The 25,039-nt window shown below is 72.0% G+C and carries 22 protein-coding genes and 1 tRNA gene; 8 read left to right on the forward strand and 15 right to left on the reverse strand.

Translation table 11 applies throughout. The features are described 5' to 3' along the window. Positions 1-45 precede the first annotated feature (45 nt). The 7 genes from ACNF49_RS13470 to ACNF49_RS13500 all read right to left on the reverse strand — a co-directional run bounded on the left by ACNF49_RS13470 (position 46) and on the right by ACNF49_RS13500 (position 8,388). Positions 46-121 (reverse strand) — tRNA-His (locus ACNF49_RS13470). Between the two features lie 68 nt (positions 122-189). Further along, positions 190-783 (reverse strand): oligoribonuclease, encoded by a 594-nt coding sequence (gene orn / locus ACNF49_RS13475; RefSeq protein ID WP_357978410.1) that lies wholly within the window; start codon positions 781-783, stop codon positions 190-192. 68 nt (positions 784-851) lie between these two features. Then, on the reverse strand, positions 852-2,036 hold the full coding sequence (locus tag ACNF49_RS13480; protein WP_357978407.1) for a DUF2510 domain-containing protein: 1,185 nt from the start codon (positions 2,034-2,036) through the stop codon (positions 852-854). Positions 2,037-2,082: 46 nt separating this feature from the next. Continuing rightward, on the reverse strand, positions 2,083-3,492 hold the full coding sequence (locus ACNF49_RS13485; protein ID WP_482943842.1) for a protein kinase family protein: 1,410 nt from the start codon (positions 3,490-3,492) through the stop codon (positions 2,083-2,085). A gap of 21 nt (positions 3,493-3,513) precedes the next feature. After that, positions 3,514-5,178: a serine/threonine-protein kinase gene (locus tag ACNF49_RS13490; RefSeq protein WP_482943843.1), complete on the reverse strand. Its 1,665-nt coding sequence runs from the start codon at positions 5,176-5,178 to the stop codon at positions 3,514-3,516. 113 nt (positions 5,179-5,291) lie between these two features. Continuing rightward, on the reverse strand, positions 5,292-7,664 hold the full coding sequence (locus ACNF49_RS13495; RefSeq protein WP_482943844.1) for a serine/threonine-protein kinase: 2,373 nt from the start codon (positions 7,662-7,664) through the stop codon (positions 5,292-5,294). Positions 7,665-7,749: 85 nt separating this feature from the next. Continuing rightward, entirely contained in the window at positions 7,750-8,388 is a 639-nt protein-coding gene (locus ACNF49_RS13500; RefSeq protein WP_482943845.1) for a pyridoxamine 5'-phosphate oxidase family protein, read from the reverse strand. A gap of 71 nt (positions 8,389-8,459) precedes the next feature. Here ACNF49_RS13500 and pdxR point away from each other — a divergent pair, with 71 nt between their 5' ends. Both pdxR and ACNF49_RS13510 read left to right on the forward strand, forming a co-directional pair. Then, on the forward strand, positions 8,460-9,854 hold the full coding sequence (gene pdxR, locus ACNF49_RS13505) for a MocR-like pyridoxine biosynthesis transcription factor PdxR (protein ID WP_482943846.1): 1,395 nt from the start codon (positions 8,460-8,462) through the stop codon (positions 9,852-9,854). 41 nt (positions 9,855-9,895) lie between these two features. Further along, the gene (locus ACNF49_RS13510; RefSeq protein WP_357978389.1) at positions 9,896-10,615 is read left to right on the forward strand and encodes a hypothetical protein; all 720 of its coding nucleotides are present in this window, start codon (positions 9,896-9,898) and stop codon (positions 10,613-10,615) included. Here ACNF49_RS13510 and ACNF49_RS13515 read toward each other — a convergent pair. Beyond that, positions 10,587-11,717, reverse strand: coding sequence for a DegT/DnrJ/EryC1/StrS family aminotransferase (locus ACNF49_RS13515; protein ID WP_482943847.1), 1,131 nt, complete (start codon positions 11,715-11,717; stop codon positions 10,587-10,589). The two genes, ACNF49_RS13510 and ACNF49_RS13515, sit on opposite strands and share 29 nt — an antisense overlap. Further along, positions 11,714-12,796 carry a GNAT family N-acetyltransferase gene (locus ACNF49_RS13520; RefSeq protein WP_482943848.1) on the reverse strand — a complete coding sequence of 361 codons (1,083 nt, stop codon included), beginning with the start codon at positions 12,794-12,796 and terminating at the stop codon, positions 11,714-11,716. Before ACNF49_RS13520 ends, ACNF49_RS13515 begins: the two co-directional genes overlap by 4 nt. A 157-nt stretch (positions 12,797-12,953) precedes the next feature. On the opposite strand from ACNF49_RS13520, the gene ACNF49_RS13525 reads away from it, so the two are divergent. The 4 genes from ACNF49_RS13525 to ACNF49_RS13540 all read left to right on the forward strand — a co-directional run bounded on the left by ACNF49_RS13525 (position 12,954) and on the right by ACNF49_RS13540 (position 17,559). Then, positions 12,954-13,991 (forward strand): phosphotransferase family protein, encoded by a 1,038-nt coding sequence (locus ACNF49_RS13525; protein ID WP_482943849.1) that lies wholly within the window; start codon positions 12,954-12,956, stop codon positions 13,989-13,991. Positions 13,992-14,007: 16 nt separating this feature from the next. Then, positions 14,008-14,760: an SDR family oxidoreductase gene (locus ACNF49_RS13530; protein WP_482943850.1), complete on the forward strand. Its 753-nt coding sequence runs from the start codon at positions 14,008-14,010 to the stop codon at positions 14,758-14,760. Positions 14,761-14,850: 90 nt separating this feature from the next. After that, positions 14,851-16,242 carry a GH39 family glycosyl hydrolase gene (locus ACNF49_RS13535; RefSeq protein ID WP_482943851.1) on the forward strand — a complete coding sequence of 464 codons (1,392 nt, stop codon included), beginning with the start codon at positions 14,851-14,853 and terminating at the stop codon, positions 16,240-16,242. A gap of 537 nt (positions 16,243-16,779) precedes the next feature. Beyond that, positions 16,780-17,559 (forward strand): class I SAM-dependent methyltransferase, encoded by a 780-nt coding sequence (locus tag ACNF49_RS13540; RefSeq protein WP_482943852.1) that lies wholly within the window; start codon positions 16,780-16,782, stop codon positions 17,557-17,559. Positions 17,560-17,706: 147 nt separating this feature from the next. Here ACNF49_RS13540 and ACNF49_RS13545 read toward each other — a convergent pair whose 3' ends face one another. Continuing rightward, entirely contained in the window at positions 17,707-18,282 is a 576-nt protein-coding gene (locus ACNF49_RS13545; RefSeq protein ID WP_482943853.1) for a TetR/AcrR family transcriptional regulator, read from the reverse strand. Between the two features lie 52 nt (positions 18,283-18,334). On the opposite strand from ACNF49_RS13545, the gene ACNF49_RS13550 reads away from it, so the two are divergent. Continuing rightward, positions 18,335-18,793, forward strand: a complete 459-nt coding sequence (locus ACNF49_RS13550) for a DUF2867 domain-containing protein (protein WP_482943854.1) — start codon at positions 18,335-18,337, stop codon at positions 18,791-18,793. Here ACNF49_RS13550 and ACNF49_RS13555 read toward each other — a convergent pair. From ACNF49_RS13555 to ACNF49_RS13575, 5 genes are all read right to left on the reverse strand, one after another. Then, a complete protein-coding gene (locus ACNF49_RS13555; RefSeq protein WP_482943855.1) occupies positions 18,790-19,764 on the reverse strand; it encodes an NAD(P)-dependent alcohol dehydrogenase in 975 nt (324 codons plus the stop codon). The genes ACNF49_RS13550 and ACNF49_RS13555 overlap by 4 nt on opposite strands. Positions 19,765-19,773: 9 nt before the next feature. Continuing rightward, positions 19,774-20,040: a hypothetical protein gene (locus tag ACNF49_RS13560; protein ID WP_352351958.1), complete on the reverse strand. Its 267-nt coding sequence runs from the start codon at positions 20,038-20,040 to the stop codon at positions 19,774-19,776. Next, positions 20,040-20,378 (reverse strand): ArsR/SmtB family transcription factor, encoded by a 339-nt coding sequence (locus ACNF49_RS13565; protein WP_482943856.1) that lies wholly within the window; start codon positions 20,376-20,378, stop codon positions 20,040-20,042. Before ACNF49_RS13565 ends, ACNF49_RS13560 begins: the two co-directional genes overlap by 1 nt. Positions 20,379-20,453: 75 nt before the next feature. Then, positions 20,454-21,620: a DUF418 domain-containing protein gene (locus ACNF49_RS13570; RefSeq protein ID WP_482943857.1), complete on the reverse strand. Its 1,167-nt coding sequence runs from the start codon at positions 21,618-21,620 to the stop codon at positions 20,454-20,456. 109 nt (positions 21,621-21,729) lie between these two features. Further along, positions 21,730-23,904, reverse strand: a complete 2,175-nt coding sequence (locus ACNF49_RS13575) for a hypothetical protein (protein ID WP_482943858.1) — start codon at positions 23,902-23,904, stop codon at positions 21,730-21,732. Positions 23,905-24,427: 523 nt separating this feature from the next. Between ACNF49_RS13575 and ACNF49_RS13580 the strand changes: the two genes are divergently transcribed. Then, positions 24,428-24,901, forward strand: a complete 474-nt coding sequence (locus tag ACNF49_RS13580) for a hypothetical protein (protein ID WP_482943859.1) — start codon at positions 24,428-24,430, stop codon at positions 24,899-24,901. Positions 24,902-25,039: the final 138 nt, after the last annotated feature.

Consider the following 25,039-nt stretch of genomic DNA (forward strand, 5'->3'; position numbering starts at 1 on the left):
GGGAGAAAACGACAACAGCCGGTCCCGAGGGACCGGCTGTGCGCTTGGGGTGAGTGAAGGGACTTGAACCCTCGACATCCAGGACCACAACCTGGCGCTCTGCCAACTGAGCTACACCCACCATGGCCGCCCGCTCCGTGACGGCACAGGAAAAGTGTAGCGGGGTTCGGGAGTCTTTACGCCATCCAATTAGCCGCTGACCCGCTCGGCGAGTTGCCGGGCGGTCGCCGAGTCGGGGCCGGGCTGCGCCACGAAGATCGCCGCGCGGTAGTAGCGCAGCTCCCTGATGCTCTCCTTGATGTCGGCGAGCGCGCGGTGGCCGCCCTGCTTCTCGGGGGCCGCGAAGTAGACCCGCGGGTACCAGCGGCGGACCAGCTCCTTGATCGACGACACGTCGACCATGCGGTAGTGGAGCCAGGCGTCGACCCCGGGCATGTCCCTGGCGATGAACGTGCGGTCGGTGCCGATCGAGTTGCCGCACAGCGGCGCCTTCTTCGGCTCCGGCACGTGCCGCCGGATGTAGTCGAGCACGAGCGACTCCGCCTCGGCCAGCGTGACGCCGCCCGGCAGCTCGGGCAGCAGGCCGGAGGCGGTGTGCATCTCGCGCACCACCTGCGACATCTGCTCCAGCGACTCCGGCGGCGGCTTGATGACCACGTCGACGCCTTCGTCGAGCTGATTGAGCTCGCTGTCGGTGATGACACAGGCCACCTCGACCAGCGCGTCGCGCCCCAGGTCGAGCCCGGTCATCTCGCAGTCGATCCAGACCAGCACGTCACTCATTCGATCTCCTCGCCCAGCGGCTCGGAGCAATCCGCCCGCTTGTTACCCCACCAGCCTAGTGCCCCCGCTTACGCGGGCTTGAGCGAGCCGAGAACCTTGGCGACCACGTCGGTGCCCAGATTGTCGGGCACGGAGATGTACAACAAGGTCGGACGCTGCCCCGCCCCGCGGTCCATGAGCACGATCGCGGCGTTCTCCTTCTTCCACTTGTAGCCGTTCTTCTCCGCGACGGCGGTGAAGTCGAGCTGGAACTGCATCACCCACGCCTGCCGGTCGCCGATCTTCGTCGCCTTGTTCTCGATCAGCTTGGTGGTGTGCTGCGGCTCGTAGAACTGGGTGCTGAACTGCATGAACAGCGCCTTGGCCGTCTCCTCCAGCCCCGAGGCGCCGGCGTAGGGGATGAGCGCGGCCAGCGGACCGGCGTAGGCGTTGCCGATCCAGTCCTTGTCGCCCTCGTAGTTCTCCTGCGAGCTGGCCTGCACGCCGCTCGTCCACATCTGCTGGGACGGGTCCGCGCCGTTGACGTCGCCGTACGCGGGCACCTTCCAGCCGTCGGGCGCCTGGTAGGACAGGCCGCTCCGCGGGTCGGTGATGCGGCCGTCCTGCGGCTGCGGCAGCTCGCCGCCCTGCGGGGGCAGCTCGGTCGGCGGCCCGGCGGAGGGCGGCTCGGCCGTCGGGAACGGCTGCGGCTCCTCGGTGGAGGGCGAGGCCACCGGGGTGCTGCTGCCCCGGTTGAGGAAGAAGATCCCGGCGACCACGATCAGCGCGACCACGACCAGCGCGGCCAGACCGCCGAACACCCACGGCAGCGGGTTGCCCTGCTTGGGCGGCGGCGCCTGCCCGGGGCCGGGCAGCGGACCGCCGGCCCACTGCGTGGGCTGCCGGCCGGGCTGCGGCCCGTAGGCGGGCTGCTGCTGGGTGGGCGGCCCGTAGGCGGGCAGGCCCTGGGCGGGCTGCCCGCCGTAGGGAGGTTGACCCTGCGTGGGCTGCTGGTCGGCGGGCTGCCCGTAGGGCGGCTGGCCGAAGGAGGGCCGGCCGTACTGGAGCGTGGGGTTCGCCGGGGTGGCCGACCAGTCGGGGGACGACTGGGGCTGCGGCCCCGGGCCCGGCTGCGGCCCGGAGGACGGCTGCTGCGGCTGAGGCTGCGGCTCCTGCGCGTGGGTGGCGTCCGTCCATTGGTTGCCGTCCCACCAGCGGAGCTGCGGCTCTCCGTACGGGTCGGGGTACCAGCCCGCGGGGGTCTGCGTGGTCATGCCCGTCAGATTAGTAAGAACCGCTTTGTTGCGCATTCAGGGAAGGTCAGCACTTGTAGGTGAAGCTCGCCTTGTCCGTACGCGCCGGGCCCGGCGAGAGCACCTTCAGCGTGGCCGTGGCCTTGACGTTGCTCTTGCCCGACAACGTCCAGCGCAGCGGCACCGAGTAGGACGTCTTGTCGGCGCTCGTGCGCAGGCTGCCCTTGACGACCTCCTTGTCCAGGTTCTTGCGCCACTCGTAGCGGATCTCGCCCACGCCCCCGTTGGTGACCAGCGTCCCGGTCAGGACGATCGCGCCGCCGCAGCCCAGCGTCTTCTTCGGCGCCACCACGTCGATCGACTGAACCGCCAGCTCGGGGGCGTCCGTCAGCCTGAACCAGGCCACGATCGCGCCTGCCATGACGACCGCGAAGAGCGCCGTGGACAGGATCGTGCGCCGTCGCCGTCGCCGCGACACCCTGGCCACCCGGCCTTGGGAGCGCTTGTCCGGCTGATGGACGGTCGCGGCGCCGTCGCGTCCCTCGCGCCAGATCCGTTCGGCCGTCGTCTCCTGGTGGGGCTGCCGCACGGTCCCGGCGCCGGCTCCTGGGCCGGCTCCCGGACCGCCCACCCCCGGGCCGAACTGCAGGCGCGGCGGCGACCCCGACGCCGGCACGTGCAGCAGCGTGACGATGTCGCCCTCGTCCTGGGGCGCCGGCGGCGGCTGAGCGGCGAACGACGGCGGCTGCGCGAACGCCGACCTGCCGCGCGCCGCCCGCGCCAGCGCGTCCCGGCTGATCAGGCCGCCGGGCAGCGCCGCGCGTTCCTGGCTCAGCATGGCGCGGGCCGGTTCGAGGCCGAGCGTGGTGGCCGTGCCCGCGGCCCGTTCGAACAGGCCCGCGGCCCGCGGCGCGGTCTGCGTGAAGGAGGCGGCCAGCCCGCGGGCCAGCGACGCCCAGCCCGCCGCGTCCCGCTCGCGCGGCGAGACCTGGCCGCGGATCGCGTCGGACAGGCCGCGCTCCGACAGCAGCGCGGCCCCCTCGGCGGTGATCACCACCGTGCCCGGGTGCACCGAGCCGTGCGTGACCCCGGCGGCGTGCAGCGCGAGCAGCGTCTGCGCGGTCTCCATCAGCACCGACGCCGCCCCGGCCGGGTCGACGGGCGCGCCGGCGAGCAGGTCGGCCAGCGTGGGGCTGACCGCCTGCGCGGTGAGCAGCCACACCTGGTCGCCCGCCGCGACCACGTCGGCCACCGGGATCAGCCCGCCCATGCCGCCCAGCACGAGGTGCTGGTCGGTCATGACCGTGTTCACCACGCGTTCCCGGACGCCGGGCAGGCCGATGACCCGCGGGTCGAACAGCAGCGCCCCGGCCCTGCGGCCGTCCGGCGAGATGGCGTCGATCCAGTTGCCGAGCTCGGTCATCCACGTGTGCTCGGTCAGCCGGAACCCGGCGATACCGTTCCTGTGGTTGTCCATCCCCCTTGCCCCCCGGCGCGTCTAGCGACGCTTTCTGTGGCGTCCTGCCATGCGACGTTTCACCGCAAGTGTGACCGGAACCGCGCCGGACGTCATCAGGCCGAGCGCGAGGAGTCCGGCCTGCGCCTTGCCCACCGTGTCCAGAGTGGGCGTCTCGGTGCCGCCGCCTCCGCCGCCGTCGTCGTCGGTCGAGGTCCTTGTCGGCGTCTGCGATGTCTCCGAGGGCGCCGGGCTGGTCGGGGGCGTCCTGGTCGGGGGCGTCCTGGTGGGCGGGGCGGAGGTCCTGGTGGGCGTGGGAGCGGCCGAGGTGGGCCTGCTGCCGTCGCTGCTCGTGCTGCTCCTGCCGGTGATGTCCGGCTCGGAGGAGTCGGTCGGGGTCGGCTTCGGCGTCCTGACCGGCCTCCTGGTCGGCTTCCGCGTCGGGGTCGCCTTCGGCGTCCTGGACGGCGAGGCCGTCGCCCTCGCCGTCGCCGTCGGCAGGACGGGCGGCGGGGTCGAGACGGCCGGGTCCGCGGAGGTCGGCGTCGGGTCCGGCTCCGGGGTGCTCTCCTCGGGCGTCGCGGTCGGCTCCTCCTCCGTGGGCTCCTCGTCGATCACCGGGTCGGTCGCGCTGGGCGTGACCTCGCTCGTCTGGGCCCGCAGCACCGGCTCGTCGGAGGAGGAGTTGACCAGGATCACGCCCACGGCCACCACCACGCCCACGGCGACCGCGCCGATCGCGACCTTGGCCGAGAGCTTGCTCAGCAGGCGGGCGGGGTCGGGGAAACGGCTCTCGGTGAGCGCGGTCTGCGTCTCGGCGGGATCGTGCAGGGGGCTCGGGAACAGCAGGATCAGCAGGCCCGCGAGCGCGGCCAGGCGGCGGCGTCCGCGCTCCTCCCAGTCGGCGCCGTACGCCTCGGCCGCGATGGCCTCCAGCTCCGTCAGGAACGCCTCGGCGGACGGTGGCCGTTCGCCCGGCTGCTTGGCCAGGCCGCGTTCGACCAGGCTCTGGAGCGCCGAGGGCACCTCCTCGACGGGCGGCGGCGCGCTCTGGTGCTGGCGGGCGAGCGCGGCGATGTTGGGCGCCCGGTAGGGCCGGGTGCCGGTCAGGCACTCGAAGAACACGACGGTGGCGGCGTAGACGTCGGTCGCCGGCCCGGCGGCCCCGCCCGCCCACTGCTCGGGCGCCATGTACGGCGGCGTGCCCGCGGCGCCGGCCCCCTCGCCGGCGCGGACCGCGATGCCGAAGTCCACCAGCTTGCTGACGCCGTCGCCCTGGACCATCACGTTCTCGGGCTTGAAGTCGCGGTGGACGACGCCGATCGCGTGCGCGGCGGCCAGCCCCTGGAGCGAGCCCTTGAGCACGACCAGCGCGGCCTCGGCCCCGGTCGGCCCCTCGGAGCGGAGGATCTCGCGCAGCGAGACGCCGTTGATCAGCTCCATGATGATCGCCGCGCCCTGCCCGGACTCGACGTAGTCGATCAGGCGCGCGTGGTGCGAGCTCTGCAGGGTGCCGAGCAGCCGGGCCTCGTGCCGGAACCTGGCCACGAAGCCCATGTCGGACCTGAGCTCGTCATTGAGATATTTGATGGCGACTTCCACGCCGTCGTGGTCGCGCGTGGCCAGGACCACCCGACCGGCGGCACCGCTGCCCAGTTCCCGGACTTCGGTGTAGCCGGGGACCCCCCACTGCCCTTCGCCGTACATAACGGTCTCCTCTGGAGTCATTCGGGCCCCCACCCGCATCAAACGCTGCGTAGCTTAACCAGAGGGAAGGGCTTTCCCGCCACCGATATGCCGATATGGCCGAATTTGCGAGGTTAGTCCACCGTGCCGGGCTTATCGGGTTGTGGGGATTCTTGCGGTTTGGGTGTTTCCTGTGGTTTTGGGGTTTCTTCGGGCTTCGGTGTCTCTCTGGGGCACTCTGGGGTCTTTCCGCTCACCCGGTCCGAGCCGTTGGCCGCCTCCGGCGTCGTGCTCGCCGTGACGGTCCAGGTGGTGCCGCACGGGACGGCCCTGAGCGCCCGGCTCACCGTCCTGGTGTACGTGGTGTCGCCGGACAGCGTGACCCGCTCCGAGCCGGCCGGCTCGCCGCCGAGCAGGAACCCCACGTCCAGCGTCACCGGCCGGTCGTCGGCGGTGACCACCGAGACGGTCGCCACCAGGCCGCTCTCGCCCAGCCCGGCCCTGACGATCGAGACCCGCCGCACGGCGGGCGGGCAGGTGACCTCGGCGCGGGCGGTCCGGACGCGGTCGCCGGCGCGGACCCGTACCGACAGGGTGGAGCCGCAGGGGCGCGCGCGGAAGGCGTGGGTGAGGACGCGGGAGTAGGAGGTCCGGCCGGACAGGCTCGCCGTACGGGTGCCGACGGTCTCGCCGTCCACCGCGAACGCGGCCTCGACCGGGATCGCGCCGGTGCCGTCGGCGGTCACGCCGACCTGGGCACGCGCGGTCAGTCCCGGCGCGGCGGGCATCGCCAGCCAGACGCGCAGCCCGCTCACCCGCGTCGGGCAGGCCGGCACCGACACCGAGGACGACCGGGCGCCGCCCGGCGCGGCGGGGGAGGTGACGACGGTCAGCGTGACGGTCCTGCCGCACGGCCGTTCGCCGATGTCCCAGGTGAAGGCGCGGGTGTAGGACGTCGCGCCGCTCAGCCGCAGGCGCTGGACGTGGCCGTCGCCGCCCGGCGCGGTCCACGTCCCGGTGGCGGTGACGGGGGCGCCTCCGGCGGTCCGGACGGTGACGGAGGCGCGCGCGACGCCGTCGCCGTCGACCGTGACGTCACCCACGCTCACCCCGAGAACGGTCGCGACAGGCGTCGGCGTCGTGGTGAGGGTCGGCGTGGGCGTCGGGGTGGGGGTCGGTTCGGGGGTCGGCGTCGGGGTCCGGGTGGGCGTCACCGGGGGCTTCGGCGTGGCGGTCCTGGTCGGCTTCCTCGTCGGCCCGGCCGTCGGCGTGCGCGGCGCCGGGGTGGTGGCGGGCGGCCTGGAGGTCGTCGTCGGGGGCGGCAGCAGCTCGGGCGAGGACGCCGGCGACGGCGGCCCCTCGGGAGAGGTCCGCGGCGTCGCCTCGGGCGTGGTCGGCGGCGCGACCACGGCCTCGGCCGTGCTCGGCGGCGCGGTCACCGCCTCGGTCGTGGCCGGCGGCACCGCGACGGCCGCGCCGACCGGCTGCTCGGACGGCTGTCGCCGGGCGGCGAGCGCGACCACCACCGCCACCGTCACCACCGCCACCAGCGCGGTGCCCATGCCCACCCGCACCGCGTTGGAACGCAGCCCGCGGAAGACCGTCCTGGCCAGGGACGTGGTGACCTCGGGGGTGGGCTGCGGCGGGGCCGGCAGGAGCAGCGCCAGCAGGGCCACCAGCGCGGCCAGGCGCCGCCTGCCCCGCTCCTCCCAGTCCTCGCCGTACGCGGCCCGCGCCGTGGCCTCCAGCTCCTCGACGAAGGCCAGGGCGCTCGGCGGCCGGTCCCGCGGCTCCTTGGCCAGGCCGCGCCGGACGAGCTCCTGGACCGGCTCGGGCGCGTCGTGGAAGGGCACCGGCGCGTGCACGTGCTGGTAGCCGAGCACGCTGGGCTCGGTGGACCGGTACGGCCGGTGCCCGGTCAGGCACTCGAAGAAGACCGCGGTGGCCGCGTACACGTCCGTCGCCGGCGAGGCGGGCCGGCCGGCCCACAACTCCGGCGCCATGTACGGCGGCGTCCCCTCCGGATGCGTGGCCGTGCCCTGCGGCACCGCGACGCCGAAGTCCACCAGCTTGCTCGTCCCGTCGTCGCGGACGAGCACGTTCTCCGGCTTGTAGTCCTTGTGCACGACCCCGGACCCGTGGGCCCTGGCCAGGCCCAGTAACGAGCCCTTCAGCACGACCAGCGCCGCCTCGGGCTCGGTCGTGCCGTTCTCACGCAGCAGGGCGCGCAGCGAGACGCCGTTGACCAGCTCCATCACGATGCAGGCGCCGTTCGGCTCCTGGATGTACTCCCACATCGTGGCGATGTTCGGGTCGCGCAGCGAGGTCAGCACCCGCGCCTCGGCCTGGAAGCGGGACAGGGCGGCGGGGTCGCGCAACAGCGCCTCGGCGAGGTACTTGATCGCGACCTTCACGCCCGTCTCGTCGTGCACGCCCAGCACGACGCGCCCGCTCGCGCCCGCGCCGAGCTGTCTGATCTCCGTGTAACCGGGAGCACTCCACTCCATCGCCCTCTCCCATCAGGAGCCGGCCCACCTGATGAGACGCGTGATCAAGGAGTCGGGTTTGCCAGGTGGTTCCGGATTCATGGAACTACTCCCGACGGAGGATGTGAACCGGTATATCGATACCTTCTGGAAGTGCCGGATCCGGTTGCGGTTCGCCCCAGGTCGTGACCAGCGGATGCACCCCGGCCCAGACCGGCAGCGCGTAGTCCTCCTCGTCGTCGTCCGGCGCCCCGCCGCGGATCTTGACCGACGCCTCCGCCAGGGACAGGGCCAGCACGGCGGTGGCGGCCAGCTCCTTGCGCGTGGGCGGCCGGACGTAGTCCCACTGGCCGGGGGCGAGCTGCTCGGTGAGCGCCCGCAGGGCCGCCAGCCGCTCGTCGGGGTCGCTCACCAGCCTGGCACGGCCGTAGACGATCGCCGAACGGTAGTTGACGGAGTGGTTGAAGACCGAGCGGGCCAGCACGATGCCGTCCACGTGGGTGACGGTGACGCACACCTCGGTGCCGTCGCCGGCCCGCAGCGAGCGCGCGCCGGTGGAGCCGTGCAGGTAGAGGGTGTCGCCGATCCGGCCGTAGCCGGTGGGCACGACCATGGGATGGCCGTCGGCCACCACGCCCAGGTGGCAGACGAGCCCGGCGTCGAGCACGGCGTAGAGATCGTTCCGGTCGGTGCTGCCGCGGTGCTTCTCTCGGCCGAGAGTCGTGCGCGGGGTGGAGGAGAGCATGATTCGACGCTAGTCGCGAAGTGGACCTATCCTGTAGGGCCACTAACCGACCCTTCCTAGAGACCACTTTCGTGCGCACCCACATTGACCTGCCGGTATCCCTGTCCCGCGACTCGGCCGTCCCGCTGACCACCCAGCTCGCCGGCTGGCTGCGGCACGCCATGATGGGCGGCGCGCTCGCGCCGGGCGAGCGGCTGCCGTCCACGCGGGCGCTGGCGGACCAGCTCAAGGTGAGCCGGACGGTCGTCACCGAGGCGTACCAGCAGCTCTACGCCGAGGGCTGGCTGGAGGGCCGCCACGGGTCCGGCACGTTCGTGGCGGCCATGGAGTCGCACGTCCCGCCGCGCGAGAGCCCGTACGAACCGGCGCCGCCCGCCCGCCGCCCCGAGGGCGAGTGGATCGACCTGCGCCCCGGGGACCCGTGGGTGCGCGACTACGACCGGGCCGCCTGGAAGCGGGCCTGGCGCCGGGCCGGCGAGCTGCCGCCCGGCGACTCGCCCGACCTGCACGGCCTGCCGCGCCTGCGCGAGCTGCTCGCCGACCACCTGCGCAGGGCCGGGGGCATGGCCGTCGGCCCGGAGAACGTCCTGGTCACCAGGGGCACCGGCAACGGGCTCGACCTGTGCGCGCTGGCCCTGCTGACCGGCGGCGGACGGGCGGGCGTCGAGGACCCGGGCTACCACGTGGCCCGCACGGTGTTCGCGGCCAGGGGCGCCGAGGTCGTGCCCTGCCCGGTGGACGAGGACGGCGTGATCGTCGACGACCTCCCGCGCGACCTGCGCGTCCTCTACACCACCCCCGCTCACCAGTACCCGCTGGGCGGCCGGCTGCCGATCCCGCGCAGGGAACGTCTGCTGTCCTGGGCCAGGAGCACCGGCGCCACGATCGTCGAGGACGACTACGACGCCGAGTTCCGCTACGACGTCGCCCCCCTGCCCGCCCTCTACGGCCTCGACCCCACCCGCGTCGTGCTGCTCGGCTCGCTGTCCAAGACCCTGGCCCCCGACGTCGGCGTCGGCTGGCTGGTCGGCACGCCCGACCTGGTGAGCCGGATCGCCGCCCTCCGCGGCATGGTCTCCGACCGCACCAGCGGACCGGTCCAGCAGGCCGTCGCCACCCTCCTGGAACGCGGCGACCTCGACCGCCACCTGCGCAGGATGCGCCTGGAGTACGCCCGCCGCCGGGCCGCCGTCGTGGAGATCCTCGGCCCGGTCTGCCGCCTGCGCGGCGACACCGCCGGCCTGCACGTGCTGGCCGAGCTGCCGGCGGGCGACGTCCAGGAGGTCGTGGAACGGGCCAGGGAGCGCGGCGTGCTGCTCGACCCCGCCGACCGCCACCACCACGACCGCGCCCGCCTGCACGGCCTGGTCCTCGGCTACGGCTCGGCCTCGCTCAGGGACGTCCGCCGCGGTTGCGCGGTGCTGGCCGGCCTGATCCGGGATGCTCAGAACGGATTGAGTATCTGAGCGCTGGTGGCCGCCGGGTCGCCATCGGCAGGGTTGCGGGCATGAAACCCTGGCTCCTGCCGGCCTCGCTGATCGTCACGGCGGTCACCGCGTGGCTCGTCCTGTACGCGGGCGTGCCCCTGTCCACCCTCCTGTCGCTGGGCCTGGGCGCGATCTGCCTGATCTGGCTGGTCGTCCTGCTGACCTTCCCGTGGAACCTGTCCTTCGCCGCCCGGCAGGTGGTGCGCGACATCGCGGTCTCCCGCGAGTCCGGCATCGAGGTCCCGGCCCGCGGTGAGGAGGAGGCCAGGACGATCGCCCGCCGCATGCTCGTCCTCGCGATCGCCGGGCACGTGGTCTCGGCCGTCGTGGTCGCGGTGGTCACGTTCTTCTCCGGGCGGCAGATCGGCTACTACTTCGCCGGGTTCTACCTGCTGGCCACCGCGTTCCGGCCGGCCGGGGCCTACGTCGGGCACCTCCGGGAACGGGTCAGGACGCTGGGACGCGAGGTCCACTACCCTCGCCTCGACGTGATCGCGCTGCGCGACCAGGTCGAGGAGCTGTCCGCCGCCTCGGAACGGCTCACCCGGCAGGTCGAGGAGATCGGCGGCGAGCTCGCGGCCGCCAGGGCCGGACTGGAACGGGCCGACCACGACCTGGACCGCCGGATCACGCTGATGGCCCGCCGCTTCGAGGAGACCGTGGACGGCCTCAACGACAACCAGGAGATCATCACCGGGCTGCGCGCGTTCCTCAGGCTGCTTCGCGCGGACCCCACATAGGCGGCTCCAGACCACGCAGGACGGGCAGCGAGCGGGCCGCGTACAGCGGGTCCACGGGCAGCACGTGCCGGGCCCACCAGCGCGCGGGGCCCGGGTCCGGCGAGGCGTCGGTGAAGCCGAGGGCGTACTCGTCGTACGGCGGGTCGTACAGGTAGCCGGTGGCCACCCCGCGGCGCTCCAGCGCGGCGATGGCCGCGTCCCTGTCGCGCACCAGCAGCGGGACGCGGAACAGCGGCTGGTCCAGGTGGTCCCGCACGGCGGGCGCCACCGTGGGCAGCTCGGCCAGCCGGGCGATCCCGGCCAGCCGCCGCGCCCGCTCGCCGGGCACCTTGGCCAGACGCCTGGACTGGTACCAGCGGACCAGCCGCCCACGCCGGGCGCGGTAGGCCGCCAGGTCGGCGCGTACCCACGGGTCGAACGGCGGCAGCGCGGGCACCTGCTTGAGCGCCAGCTCCAGCGCGTCGGGCTCCAGGGCGATGCGGTAGCCCTCGCGTTCCTCCTGCATGCCGAGGGCGCGCATGAGCGCGAGCGCGGGGCGGACGAGGTCGAGCCTGAGCGCCGCCTGCCGGGCCATGGAGGTGGCCACGCTGAACAGGTCGGCGCGCAGCGCGCCGGGGACGAGCAGTTCGTCGCGGGCGCGTTCGAGCGCTTCGAGGTCGGCGCGGTCGGTCACCGCGAGCACGCCCCCCGAGCCCGCGCCCGGATGTTTGGACAGGCTGAAGACCCCCGCCTGGCCGAACGTGCCCAGCGGGCGCCCGCCGGGCGCGGTCTCCAGGGCGTGCGCCACGTCCTCGATCAGGATCTTTCCCGTGAAGGCGGACACCTGGTCGGGCAGGCCGTACAGGTTCGTCGTCAGGACGGCGTCCACCGTGGACAGGTCGACACGGGAGACGTCGATGTTGCCGTCACGCGGGGACAGCGGCGCGATCACCGGGCGCAGACCGGCGGCCAGCACGAGGAAGAGGATCTCGTCGGCCGAGACCGGAGATATGAGCAGCCGCTGACCCGGCAGGCACCAGTGGCGCAGCGCGAGGTAGAGGCCGAGGCGGTTGGATGGGAGCCACAGGCAGTGCCGCCCGGTGCGCTCCGCGATGAGTCTCACCCTTGTAGGACGGTACGCAATCGCCCAAAGGTTTTCAACGCCTTGTCCGCGGTCTTGAGCAGCAGCGGATTGGCCATCACCGTGGCCCGCGTCTTGCGCACCGGCACCCGCATCATCCAGTGGACCCCGGCCGCCACACCGGCCCTGGCCACCCGGCCCTCGGCGACCTCCAGCTCGCCGTTCTTGAGCTTCTCCTTGTACTCCTTCTCGCCCCGGCCCATGTCGATGACCTGGACGCCCGACGCGGCGGCCGCCTCGGCCATCGCCAGGTGGTGGATGAGCCCGGGGGAGTACTTGGCGTAGGAGGTGTCGTAGGCCGGGAACCAGCCGGCCAGCGTCGTGCGGGTGCGCACCCCGAAGTGCCCGGCCACCGGCACGTCGTCGACGTAGACCATGTCGAGGACGCCGGCGAAGCTGTCGGACCGGGTCGCGAGCAGCCGCTCGACCAGCTCGACGATCCACCGCTGGGCGAACCGGTCGGTGCGCCCGGTACGCCGGTACTGGTCGGTCTTCCAGCCGAGCAGCGTGTGCAGCGGCCCGGTGTCGGTGATCGCGTAGTCGTGGCGCACCGTCCCCGACTCGCGCTGCAGCTTGCGCGACTTGGCCAGGGTCGACTTGTACGTCTTGCCGGACCGCGTCCGCAACGTCTCGGTGTAGGCGCCGTAGCCGTCGCGCAGGTCGATGATCGGCGAGGGGTGCGTGGTGTGCCGCCCGTCGAGCAGCGGCTGGCCCGAGACCAGGTGGTCGAACTCGTAGACCGACAGCCCGCAGGCCTTGATCAGCCGGCGTGGGTCGAGGTCGAGGCCCTTGGCGTGGACCAGGCCCTGCGCGTCGGTCAGCCCCGCGGCGACCGGCTTGCCGATGCCCAGCGGATGGCGTTCGAAGGGGAGGAAGCCGACGATGTCCGGCCCGTCGTACAGGACGGCCACCCGGACCACATCGCGGAGCTCGCCCACCGTGACCGTGAACTCCGGGGACAGGAAGGGGTTGTCGAAGGCGGCGTCGGACTCCTGCAGGGCGCGCCATCGGCTGAGTTCGGGCTGTCCCAGATCGCGAGGGTGGGCAACGGTGACGCGCATGGGCTCCTACTGTCGGCTTACCACAACCTGACCAGCGTGCGGTCAGAGGTGTATGGCCAGGTTAAAGGATGAGCATCCATGCCTGGGATGTGCCGGGCCTACTGTTATGCAACTCTCAGCTGGCTTTCAGGACCGAGTGGCGTTCTAATGTGTGTCCATGACCGTACCAGGGATCGACTGGCCGCGACTGGTGTCGTGGCTGGGCAGGAACGTGCCGGACGCAGGGGAGCCGCTGTCCGTCTCGCTGATCTCCGGAGGCAGGTCGAACCTGACCTACCTGGTGGAGGCGCGCGAGCGCCGGCTGGTGCTGCGCAGGCCGCCGCTGGGTCACGTGCTGCCCACCGCCCACGACATGCGGCGGGAGTGGCGGGTCATCTCCGCGCTGGCGCCGACGCCCGTACCGGTGCCCGAGCCCGTCGCCTTCTGCGCCGACGAGGACGTGGTCGGGGCGCCGTTCTATCTCATGGGGTACGTCCCCGGCGCCGCCGTCCAGACCAGGGACGAGCTGGGCGAGCCGACGCCGGCCCAGACGCGGCGGCTGTCGGAGCGGCTGGCCGAGGTGCTGGCCGCCATCCACGCCGTGGACTACCGCGAGGTGGGGCTCGGCGACTTCGGCCGCCCCGAGGGGTACCTGGCCCGGCAGCTCGACCGGTGGTGCCAGCAGTGGGAACGGTCGAAGACCGCCGACCGGCCCGACTACGACAGCCTGGTACGGCGGCTGCGCGAGCGGCTGCCCGCCACCTCCGACAGCACCCTGGTGCACGGCGACTACCGGCTGGACAACACGCTGGTGCGCCTGGCGCCGCCGCCGGCCGAGATCGAGATCATGGCCGTGGTCGACTGGGAGATGTCCACGCTCGGCGACCCGCTGGCCGACCTGGGGCTGACGCTGACGTACTGGCACGACCGCGGGGACGACGAGCGGGCCCGCATCCCCGTGGCGGGGGACGTGACGGTGGCGCCGGGGTTCATGAACGCCGCCGAGTTCGCCGCCCACTACACAAAGGTGTCAGGTCGCGATATTTCAGACCTTGGGTTCTATGCGGCTTTCGGCAATTTCAAGCTCGCGGTGATCGTGGAGGGTATCCACGCCAGGTTCAAGCAGGGTAAGACCGTGGGGGAGGGGTTCGACCGCATCGGCGCGGCCGTGCCGACGCTGATCTCCCGCGCCCATCGCATGCTCGATCAGCCCTGACCCCGCAAGGAGCCCCATGAGCACAGTTGCACTCATCACCGGAGCGGCCAGCGGCATCGGCGCCGCGGTGGCCCGGCGGCTGTCGTCGGGCGGCGCGAAGTGCGTCCTCGTCGACCGCGACGGCGAGGGCGTCGAGCGGGTGGCCAAGGAGGTCGACGGCGCGTGGCTGGCCGCCGACGTCAGCACCGAGGAAGCCTCGCTGGAGGCCGTCGCGCTCGCCGAGCGGCGGTACGGCCGCCTCGACCTGGTGCACCTCAACGCCGGCATCTCGGGGGGCGTCAACCTGGCGGCCTTCGACCTGGAGCGTTACCGCGCGGTCGTCGGCGTGAACGTGGACGGCGTCGTCTTCGGCGTGCGCGCCAGCGTGCCGCTGCTGGCCAGGTCGGGCGGCGGCGCGATCGTGGCCACGTCCTCGCTGGCCGGGCTGGTGGCCTTCGCCGGCGACCCGATCTACACCATGACCAAGCACGCCGTCGTCGGCCTGGTCCGGGCGCTGGCCGAGCCGCTGTCCCAGCAGAACATCCGGATCAACGCCGTCTGCCCCGGATTCACCGACACTCCGCTGGTGGCCGCCGCGCGGGAGATGTTCGTCGATGCCGGATTCCCGCTGCTCACGGCCGAGGACGTCGCCGCCGCCGTCGAGTCCGCCTTCTACGCCGAGACGCCGGGCACCCTGCTCATCGTGCAGCCGGGTAGGCAGCCGGTGCCGTACCGTTACTCCGGGGTTCCCGGACCCGCGGGCGGTCAGCGCCCACCCGCTTCCGATTGATGGCAAGTCTGCTGCAAGCGGAACGATTACCGTCATAAGGGCCGGGCACTGCCTGGCCTTTGTACGTTGCGTGATGGTAAGGAGCGTTCCGTGATTCCCACCGAGGGCAGACACGCGCGCAAACGGTCGCCATGGCCGATCGCCCTGGGGGCCGGCGTCCTCGCGGTCGTGCTCGTCGTCGGCATCATGGTCTACGCGGGCATGCGGTCGAGCTCGCGCGAGGGCTTTCGGGGCGGCGAGGTGGCCGAGGTCGGGCCCACCCAGGCGCCGCCGCGGCTCGAACAGCCGCCCGTGCTCCACGACTGGCCCCGGTGGGGCATCACGCACACGCAGTACAGCACCGAGACCGAGCCGCGACAGGTCGTCGAACAGGCCAGGGGCATGCTCGGCCGGGTCCCGATGCTGCAGAACCAGCACATCATGGGCTGGGGCGTGGGCAACCCCGAGCCGAGCCCCGGCCAGTTCAGCTTCCGCGACCTCGACCGGCGGCTGACGTTCATGGCGTCGTCACGGGCGGTGCCGGTGATCACCCTGTGCTGCGCGCCCGACTGGATGAAGGGCGGGCAGCCCGGGCGTACCGACTGGAGCAAGAACCACACCGTCGCCCCCAAGCCGGAGCACTTCGACGACTACGCCAAGCTGGCCGCGCGGGTGGCCCGGCAGTACCCGACCGTCAAGTACTACATGGTGTGGAACGAGTTCAAGGGCTTCTGGGACCCCTCGACCAACCGCTGGGACGCCGAGGGGTACACCCAGCTCTACAACAAGGTCTACACGGCGTTGAAGAAGGTCGACCCGCAGATCAAGGTGGGCGGCCCGTACATGCCGATCGAGAGCGGCTCGGGCGGCGGGCCCTCCGAGCTCAAGGGCCCGTGGGGGACCGTCGACCAGCGGGCGCTCGACGCCATCGAGTACTGGATCCAGAACAAGAAGGGCGCCGACTTCATCGTCGTGGACGGCGCCTCGATGACGACCGACAAGGGGAACGTTCCCGACGACTTCGGCGCGCTCGGCAAGTTCGGCGCGATCACGAAGTGGCTGCGGGAGAAGAGCGACGACCTGCCCGTCTGGTGGGCCGAATGGTACGTCGAGCCGGAGAACTCCGGCTGGAGCGAGGAGCGGCGCACGGCCGTGCAGGCGGCGGCGCTGATGGAGTTCGCCAGGAGCGGCGTCACCACCGCCCTGTACTGGAACCCGCAGGTGAAGGGGACGGGCCAGTGTGACGGCTGCCTCTGGGTACCCGGGCGGGGGGACGAGATGCCGATGGCGGGGCTGCTGAGCGGGTTCACCCGGTGGTTCCCGGCGGGGGCGCGGCTCGACAGCGCGGTGACGTCGTCCGACCCGAAGGTGAAGGTGCTGGCGCAGGAGCAGCAGGTCGTCATGGTGAACACGTCCGACCGGGAGGTGACGGCCACGGTGGACGGCAAGGCGGTGACGCTGGGGGCGTACGAGATCAAGTGGGCGGGACGAGGCGGCGCCTGACGCCCCCGGCGCCTTCGGCGCCCATGGTCCCCAACCCCGGGCCCCTTCGGCACTATGGTCCACCCGTCCCGTTGCCTGGTTACCGGGTGGGCTTGCTGGAGCCCACCTTGGAGAGGCGCCTTCGGCCCTCAGGTTGCCGCTCTCGGCGGCTTCGGCACCCCCTGGTTGGCGTGCCGTTGCTCGGTTACCGGCGAAGTGCTGCGTTCAGCCCGCGCCTCGACTGCTGGGGTTCGCCGGCCGACCTGCTGCCACCGCAGCACCGTCACCCCCCGTCGAACCCCCATGGGAGGTCCCGCGGCATCCCCTCACCACCCCCACCGGCCTGCCCCCAAACCCGCCTCGCCTCACCCCCGGCCCCTCTCGACGCCAGAGCCCGCGCCCAGGCATCTCGACACCTGAGCCCGGCGTCTCGCCCCTGGAGCCCATCCAGGGGCAGCCGCCCGGCACGGTCCACCGCTTCACCGATCCGGACACCCGTGAACGTAGAGTGGTGCTCCATAAGCTGAAAGTGACCGACTTGTGATGCCGGGGACCGTGATGACCGACAGCAACGCCGAGCCGCCCATCGTGCACATCCTCGACCCGATGAGCGCGGCCTACGACGCCGCCTTCGCCACCTTCCTGGCCCACACCGACCAGAAGATCCGGGCCCGCGAAGAACTGGCCCGGATCGTGGGACGGCTGCCCCACCGCCGTACGTTCGTCGACGCCGGCGCGGGGACGGGCGAGACCACCGCGTGGCTGGCCCCCAGGTTCGACCGGACGATCGCCATCGAGCCGAACGAGCACCTGCGGGCGGAGCTGGCCCGCCGGTGTCCCGAGGCCACGCTCCTCAGCCAGGACATCGCCACCGCCGATCCGGCGGAGACGGCCGACCTGGTGTTGTGCGCGCACGTCCTGTACTACCTGCCGCAGCAGTCGTGGCTGCGCCAGCTCCAGAGGCTGGCCTCCTGGACGGCCGAGGGCGGCTTCGTCGTGGTCGTCATGCAGAACCCGGACAGCGACTGCATGCGCCTGCTGCGCCGCTTCACCGGCCACCGCTACGACCTGGACGCCCTCGGACGCGCCTTCGCCGCCACCGCCGGCACCGAGTGGGAGATCGGCATCAGCACCGACCCGGCCTCCGTCACCATGCCCGACCTGGAAACCGCCCTGGCCGTCGCGCAGTTCATGCTGAACGTCGTCCCGCTGTCGCAGCCGCCCGCCATGGACGAGGTGGCCGCCTACCTCCAGGAGCACTTCCGCACCCCGGACGGCTACCGCCTGAGCTGCGACCAGGACTTCCTGGAACTCCAGCGCAACGGCTCAGACGCCTGACAACCACCGCCCGAACGGGCTGGCCTGAGGGGTCGCACGTCTGAGGGGTCGCACGTGTGAGGGGGCCGCACGTGTGAACGGCTCAGCGGCGGCCCGACATCCCCCGAAGGTCCCGGCGCGGCCCCGACGGACCTCCGCGATCGCCTCTCATTCCCCCTGGGCGCGCGGTGGCGTGACGGCCATCGTGAAGGCGGTCTCCGTGAGGAGTGTGTGGTCGAGCGGGATGTGCGGTCGTGTGCCGCGTTCGAGCTGCTGGAGGCCGAGCACCACCGCCAGCGCGAGCAGCGCGCGCCGTTCCGCCTCCTCCTCGTCGAAGCCCAGCCCCACCAGAAGCCCGGCGACGAAGTCGACGCGGCGGCGGGTGACCCGGGTGACGATGTCGGCGACGCCCTCGCGTTCGGCGTCGAGGTAGAGGCGGCTCTCGCCGCCGCGCCGCCCCGCGCGGGCCGCGACCGTGCCGAACAGGGCGCGCAGCCGGGCGCGCGGCTCGGTCTCTGCGGAGGCGGCCGCGATGATGTGCTCGGTCTCCTCGGCCTCCCAGCGCACCATGACCGCCCGGACGAGCGCGCCGCGGTCGGCGTGGTGCCAGTAGAAGGAGCCCTTGGTGGTGCCGAGGTCGCGGGCGACGGCCTCGACCCGCACCGAGTCCAGCCCGATCTTGGTGAACCGCGCGTACGCCGCGTCCACCCACTGTTCCGCCGTGATCCGGCCCCCTTGCGCCATTCGCCATACGGTACCGTATAGTCCTCTCCATACGGCACCGTATGGAGGCGTCATGAGAACACCCGTCTACTGGTCGTCCGCCCTGGACGACATGCCCGCGCCCGACTACGCCGACGTGATCGTCGGCGTGCTGCCGCCGCGCGCGACCGACGACCCGCGGGCCTGGGCGAAGGCCGTCTTCTCGATCAGGTCGATGCCCCGCTGGATCACCGCGGCCCTGTGGCTGCGCCAGGCGGTCGTGCCGCTGGTCGGCATCCCGCGCGCGCCGCGCGACGTCTTCCGGGTCGCCCGGGTCGAGGGGGAGGAGGCGCTGATCGTGGCCGACGACCGGCACCTGGACTTCCGCTGCGGGGTGGGGGTCGATCGCGAGGCCCGGCTCGTGCGGGTCACGACCACCGTCCGGCTGAAGGGCCGGCGCGGCCGGCTCTACTTCTGGCCGGTACGCCTCGTGCACCCGATCGTCGTCCGGGCCATGCTCCGCTCCGCCCAGCGCCGCCTGGCAGCGCCCTAGAGGGTGACGACGACCTTGCCCGTGGCGTGGCCCTCCTCGACGTGGGCGATGGCCTCGGGCACCTGGTCCAGCCGGTACGTCCGGCTGACGACCGGGACGACCTCGCCCGCCTCGATGAGCCCGCGTACGGCGGCCAGCGCGTCCCGGTTCCCGGCCGTGACGAAGTTGACCAGGCGCTGACGGACGAACGGCTTCGTCGCGACGACGCGCAGGATGCGACCGGTCGGCCCGAGGAGCGACCCGCCGTTGGAGCCCGAGTTGGGGACGTAGGTGCCGACGGGGGTCAGGGCGCGCCGGTAGTCCGCGAGACGCCGGTCGCCGACATTGTCGAGGATGACGTCGTACCGGCCGGCGTGGTGAGTGAAGTCCTGTCTGGTGTAGTCGATGACCTCGTCGGCCCCCAAGGACGCGACCAGGTCAGCCTTGCCGCCGCTGCACACGCCGGTCACCTCGGCGCCCAGCGCCTTGGCGATCTGCACGGCGAACGTCCCCACTCCGCCCGCCGCGCCGATGACCAGGACCTTCTGCCCCGGTTTGACCTCGCCTCTGGTGGCCAGGGCCTCGTAGGCGGTCAGCGCCGCCAGCGGCACGGCCGCCGCCTGCTCGTACGTCGAACCGGACGGCTTCTCCAGCAGCACCTTGTCCTGGGGGACGGCGACGTACTCGGCGAAGGCGCCCCGGAACTGGCCGAACACCTCGTCGCCGGGCTTCAGCCGGGTGACGTTGCGGCCCGTCGCCTCGACCTGTCCGGCCAGGTCCATGCCGAGCCCGTCGAACCTGGGCCGGCGCAGCCCGCAGACGGCCCGCATCACGTACGGCAGACCGCGCACGAAGTGCCAGTCACCCGGGTTGACGGACGCGGCCCGCACCCGGACCAGCACGTCGTCGTCGCCGACCGGCGGCGGCTCGACCTCACGCAGTTCGATGACGGCCTCGGGCGGCCCGTAGGCGGCGTAACGGATGGCCTTCATGGCACGCTCCTATTCGACGGTTCTGAGGATCTGCTCGATCGACGCCGTACGGGCGCGCAGCTCGGCCAGGTCGGCGGCCGAGCGCTGCTGGGCGTCAAGGGTGTTCTCGGCAAGCTGCTCGAACCTCTGCACGAGCCGGCGCAGGTCGTCCTTCTGCAGGGCTTCCAGCTTCGCCTTGCGGAAGTCGAAGAGGCCGACGATGACCAGGCAGATCAGGAAGCCGGTCACGAGCAGCACGCCGAGGATGAAGATCACCTCGGGCCAGGCGGTGGGCATCAGGGGTGCTCCTTGGGCTCCGGGTCGGGCGCGGTGATGGTCTTGGCCGCCTCGGCCAGCGCCGCTGCGGTGAGGTGGACGTCGAAGTCGGTGACCTCGTAGTACTTCATGGCCTTGCCGTCCTCGGAGAGCTCCAGCGTGCCGACGATCAGGCCGGCCGCCTCCAGCCGCCGCAGGTGCATGTGGAGGAGCGGACGGCTGACGCCGATCTCGCGGGCCAGGTGGCTCACATAGTCGCGGCCGGCGGCCAGGGTCGCGACGATGCGCACCCGCAGGGGGTTGCCCAGCGCCGCCAGCATCTCGACCAGCTCGTCACCGGTCGGCCCGGCATCGGTCATGGTTTCCCGTCACGTGAAAGATTTTCCTTACACGTAGGAGCGTACATCGCCCAAGGGGTCTTTGGACAGACGATTTCAGACGGCTCGCGCGGAGTCGCGGGTCTTGTGCCGCTCGCCCGTGGGCCTGCGCCAGTACGTCAGGAAGCGCAGCACCCACTCCACCGGCCCGTACCGGTGGTCCTTGAGCCACCAGTGGCTGTAGAGCACCTGGACGGCGAAGATGGCCAGCGCGATCAGCACCTCGACGGCGGGGCTGACCCGGTCCACCAGGGCCAGGCCGTAACCGGTGAAGATCAGCGAACAGATCAGCGACTGGCCCAGATAGTTCGACAGGGCCATCCGCCCGGGAGCGGCCAGGGCCCGGCCCACCCGCGGCAGGTACGGCAGCACCCGCAGGAACGTGGCCGCGTACGCGGCGGCCAGCAGCGGCGCGGTCACCAGGTCGATGGCCTCGCCCAGGAACTTGTTCACCGTGCCGTTCCAGGCCGACTGCGTGTAGACGAAGGCGCCGGCCAGCCCGACCGTGAACCCGGTCCACTGCAACCGGCGCAGCGCCACCTTGTGCGCCGACAGGTCGCGCAGCACGCCCAGCTTGCCGACCGCCAGCCCGATCAGGCACGCGGCCAGCACCGCCGGCCCCTGGAACAGCACCCGCAGCAGGACGATCAGCGACAGCTTGCGCATGTGCTCGGAGATGATCTGCCAGAACACCCCGCCGAGGGCGGTGTCGGACCTGGCGGCCTCCGCGGTGCCCTCGGCGACCGTGCCGGACGCGTCCAGGCCGACCATCGCCAGCAGGGCCAGCATCAGGAAGCCGAACGCGAGCATCAGGGTCAGCAGCCCGGCCAGCACGATCGCGGTCTTGGGGCCGATCCTGCGCAGCACCAGCAGCGCGATCCCGACGAACGCGTACGTGGTGAGGATGTCGCCGGGGAACAGCAGCACCGCGTGGGCCAGGCCGATCAGCAGCAGCCCGCCCAGGCGGCGCAGGAACATCGGCACGAACGCCCGCCCCTGCCGGACGGCCGAGTCGAGCTGGAGCGTGAAGCTGTACCCGAACAGGAAGGAGAACAGCAGGTAGAACTTGTTCTCCATGAACAGCGTCACGGTCCAGCGCACGACCCAGTCGAGCGAGGAGTCGAAGCCGGGCTCCGCCATCCCGGCCATCCGGTAACCGGAGGCCAGGAAGGCGATGTTGACGACGAGGATGCCCAGCAGCGAGAAGCCGCGCAGGGCGTCCACAGAAGTGATCCTCGCAGCCGCGAGTCGTGCATCGGGCATGGCGGGAAGTGTCTCCTGTGTCCTCATCAGGCCTACATCATCCCGCAAAACCTTAGCGTTTCCTGTGAATTCAGTTATTTAGTGCGATGTGGATAAATCTCTCCACGATCACTGCTATAGAGATCAAAAACGCCGGGATGGCCAGGAACATCAGCCCTCTGCGCGCCCGTCGTGCCCGGTTCGGCCCGTTCAGCCCGATGACCTCGTAGCCGAACAGCGCCACCCACGTCACGACCAGCGCCCCGATGCCGACGGGCGTCCACGGCGAGGTGGGGTCGCCACGTCCCTTGTAGGGGTTGGGATCGGGGATCTCCGTGCCCTTCACGAACTTCTTCCAGGTGTAGAGCGCGGCGTCGTCGTTGGCGAAGACCTTCTTCAGGTCGGGCGAGGCGTCCAGCGCGGCCCGGAACCGCTGTCCCCAGTCCTCCGGGAAGCCCTCGTTGAGCTGCAGGTAGCTGACCTGCCCGCGGCTCACCATCAGGTACGAGTTCCGCGGCTGCTCCTTCAGCTTGGCCACCGCGTCGGCGATCTGCGTCGGGTCCTTGTGCACCAGCGCCTGCACGCCGAAGTTGACCAGCTCGACGTCCCGCTCACCCCACGGCAGGGTCGGCGTGACCTCCGGGCCCTCCTTGGGCACCAGGTAGAGCACCTTGGCGCTCGGCTTGTCGTGGTCGTAGACGTAGTGCAGGGCGGCGACCTCGCCGGTGGTGACCCGTTCGAACTTCTCGTTGCCGTACCGGGCCAGCAGGAACGCGAAGGCGAACAGCACCGCGAAGCAGGCCGCGAGCACGACCGAGATCTTCCTGGTCAGCTCGGGGTTGAAGCGCACGTTACGCCTGCGCAGCGGCACGGTCTCCTCGCGCACGTCCGCGCTGTCGGCCGGCAGGTTCGGGAAGAACGCGTAGGCGGCCAGCAGGCAGGAGCCCGGCAGCGCGAACATGTAGATGCGCAGCCCGATCTCGCCGCCGTAGCTCTGCAGCCCCAGCGCGAGCACCGGCACGCACAGCAGGATCAGGGCGGACCGGTCGAACACCCCGCGGCGCAGCCGCCGGAACAGCCCGGCCGCCGCCAGCGAGAGGATGACCCCGAGGATGCCGAGCCGCGCCTGCAACACCAGCGCGTGCGCCGGGTCGCTGCCCTCGACGCGGTCGGAGGTGGCGCTGCCGATGTTCTGCAGGATCTTGCCCAGGCCGCCGAAGATCGCGTCGATCTGGCCCGCCCAGAACCCGACCGTCATGTAGCTGATCCACGCCAGCGTCACGAGACCGAGGAAGAACGGCAGCGCCCACGTCAGCGAGGTCCGCTTGAAGATCAGGAACGCGGTCACCACGCCGAGCATCATGAACGGCGTGATCTGGTGCGAGGCCACCGACGCGAAGAACAGCGCCAGCAACATCAGCAGCATCAGCAGCTTGTCGGCCCGGTAGGTGCCGGTGTTCACGATCTCGCCGGGCGTCATCGCGTCGAGCTTGCCCAGCAGCTTGCGCAGCCCCTTGGGCGGGACCGGCTTGGTTCGCGGCTCCACCCGTCCGAACCAGCGCAACAGGATCGCCACGAACGCCAGATACAGGGCGAAGGTGAACCCCTGTGGCGAGAAGTAGTCCTGCCCGATCCACTGCACGAGGATGAACAGCAGCGCCGCGAACCAGCGGGCCCGCGTCGTCGCCACCACCTGGCGCAGGATCAGGACGAACGGGAGCAGGTAGAGCAGGTTCGACAGGAGCGGCGTCCACTGCAGGATCGTCGTCATGTCGGTGATGCCGGCGGCCTTGGTGACGAACGCGAACAACGCGAAGAAGCCCGGCCAGCCCATGCGGGCGTCGATGCTGATCGCCGTCTCGCCCGTCCTGGAGATGAACTCCACGAAACCGGCATGGATGTACGCCGTGGGGAAGCGCGGCTCGCTGGCCACCAGCGCGCCCGCGCCGTGCAGGGCGAACGTGATGGCGGCGATCTGGAACAACAGCAGGAACTTGCGGTCGGTGCTCTGGGCGACCGTGACGAAGAACGACACGATCATGATCAGGATGGCGATGAACGCCGTCGCAGGCAGCGCCGAGATCAGGCCCAGGCCGTTGATGTTCGCCGGGTCCACACCCCGCAGCGGGCCCGGGGGCACGCGCAGGGCGAGGATGTACATGAGCAGGCCCTCGAGCACGAGGACGACGGGCAACCACTTGGGCGCGCTGGCGATCAGCGCCCCGACCCGCCCGCCGGCGACCCGGCCCTTCTGCCCCGCGGCCACGGGCGCGCCTTCGCCGCCCCGCGGGCCGCCCACGACCTGCCCGTCACCGGAAGCCGCCGGAGCCCGCTCGACAACCGGAGCCCCGACCCCCGACGCCACAACACCCCCAGCGGCACCGGCAGCGGCCGTACCGCCACTGGCCGTCCGGGAAGCAGGCGCCCGGAAGGCTACGGTCCTGCCGTCACTCTCACCATCGCCCTCGACGGCAGCCCCACCAGGACGGCCCGCCTTGGAACCCGCGGCACCAGCCCCCTCGGGCCCGCCGCCCTGGGAACCGGACACACCAGACGCACCGGCGCCGGTAGTACGGGCGGCGTCCGCGCCGGACGCGCCCGCGTCGGCGACACCGGGACGACCAGCGCCCGCCCCGCCGTTCGGCGAAGTGCCCTTCGCGTCGGACGCCCCAGAACGAGCGGCCCCCGTCGCAGGTGACCCAGCCGATCCGGAGCCCTTCGAGTTTGTGGGTGCCGCGGGGCTCTTCGAGGAGGTGTCGCCGCTGTCAGCAGTCGTGGGGGAGCCGCCCTTGGCAGCCCCGGAGGCGGAAGCCTGGGAAGACCCCGCCGCAGGCATCGGCATGGTCCCGGCAGCCGACAAGCCCTTGGAGTCCGCAGCCGCGCCGCTCGCAGCCGCGCCGCTCGAAGCCGCGCCGCTCGAAGCCGCGCCGCTCGAAGCCGCGCCGTCCGTGGACGCCCCCTCGGGGCCGGACGGGCCGGCCGCCGGGGCCGGGGCGTGGGGTGCCCTGGCGGTGAACGCGTTGGGCCCCGCGGACTCGGGCTGCCCCTCCGCCTCGCGCTCCGCGAACGCCTGCGAAGGCCCCGCAGCGGGCTCGGCAGCGGGCTCGGCAGCGGGCTCGTCAGCCGTGGGCGGGTGGCCGATGTGCACGGCTCCGGGGACGCGGAAGGCCGTCGTCGTCTCGGCGTTCACCTCCGCCGAGGAGTCGGACGCCTCCGGCGCCTCCTCGTCCGACTCCGGTGGGGACGCCGGCGCGCCCCCTTGACCGTCGTCGAACGTCAGCCGCGGGATCACCCCCGTGGCCTCCGGATCGAAGGGCGTCTCTGTCTCCTCCCCGGCGTCCTTGCGAACGTCGGAGGAGCCGGTCTTCCCCTTAGTCATGCCATCGCCGTCCCGTTGCCTC

Source organism: Actinomadura sp. ATCC 39365 (assembly GCF_054392275.1).

Bases quoted from the DNA above. Each gene is read 5' to 3' on its own strand.
- ACNF49_RS13545 (WP_482943853.1), bottom strand. From the start codon at position 18,282: ATGGCGCAAGGGGGCCGGATCACGGCGGAACAGTGGGTGGACGCGGCG.
- ACNF49_RS13495 (WP_482943844.1), bottom strand. From the start codon at position 7,664: ATGGAGTGGAGTGCTCCCGGTTACACGGAGATCAGACAGCTCGGCGCG.
- ACNF49_RS13550 (WP_482943854.1), top strand. From the start codon at position 18,335: ATGAGAACACCCGTCTACTGGTCGTCCGCCCTGGACGACATGCCCGCG.
- ACNF49_RS13555 (WP_482943855.1), bottom strand. From the start codon at position 19,764: ATGAAGGCCATCCGTTACGCCGCCTACGGGCCGCCCGAGGCCGTCATC.
- ACNF49_RS13530 (WP_482943850.1), top strand. From the start codon at position 14,008: ATGAGCACAGTTGCACTCATCACCGGAGCGGCCAGCGGCATCGGCGCC.
- ACNF49_RS13540 (WP_482943852.1), top strand. From the start codon at position 16,780: ATGACCGACAGCAACGCCGAGCCGCCCATCGTGCACATCCTCGACCCG.
- ACNF49_RS13510 (WP_357978389.1), top strand. From the start codon at position 9,896: ATGAAACCCTGGCTCCTGCCGGCCTCGCTGATCGTCACGGCGGTCACC.
- orn (WP_357978410.1), bottom strand. From the start codon at position 783: ATGAGTGACGTGCTGGTCTGGATCGACTGCGAGATGACCGGGCTCGAC.
- ACNF49_RS13520 (WP_482943848.1), bottom strand. From the start codon at position 12,796: ATGCGCGTCACCGTTGCCCACCCTCGCGATCTGGGACAGCCCGAACTC.
- ACNF49_RS13525 (WP_482943849.1), top strand. From the start codon at position 12,954: ATGACCGTACCAGGGATCGACTGGCCGCGACTGGTGTCGTGGCTGGGC.
- ACNF49_RS13485 (WP_482943842.1), bottom strand. From the start codon at position 3,492: ATGGACAACCACAGGAACGGTATCGCCGGGTTCCGGCTGACCGAGCAC.
- ACNF49_RS13480 (WP_357978407.1), bottom strand. From the start codon at position 2,036: ATGACCACGCAGACCCCCGCGGGCTGGTACCCCGACCCGTACGGAGAG.
- ACNF49_RS13565 (WP_482943856.1), bottom strand. From the start codon at position 20,378: ATGACCGATGCCGGGCCGACCGGTGACGAGCTGGTCGAGATGCTGGCG.
- ACNF49_RS13500 (WP_482943845.1), bottom strand. From the start codon at position 8,388: ATGCTCTCCTCCACCCCGCGCACGACTCTCGGCCGAGAGAAGCACCGC.
- ACNF49_RS13560 (WP_352351958.1), bottom strand. From the start codon at position 20,040: ATGCCCACCGCCTGGCCCGAGGTGATCTTCATCCTCGGCGTGCTGCTC.
- ACNF49_RS13490 (WP_482943843.1), bottom strand. From the start codon at position 5,178: ATGTACGGCGAAGGGCAGTGGGGGGTCCCCGGCTACACCGAAGTCCGG.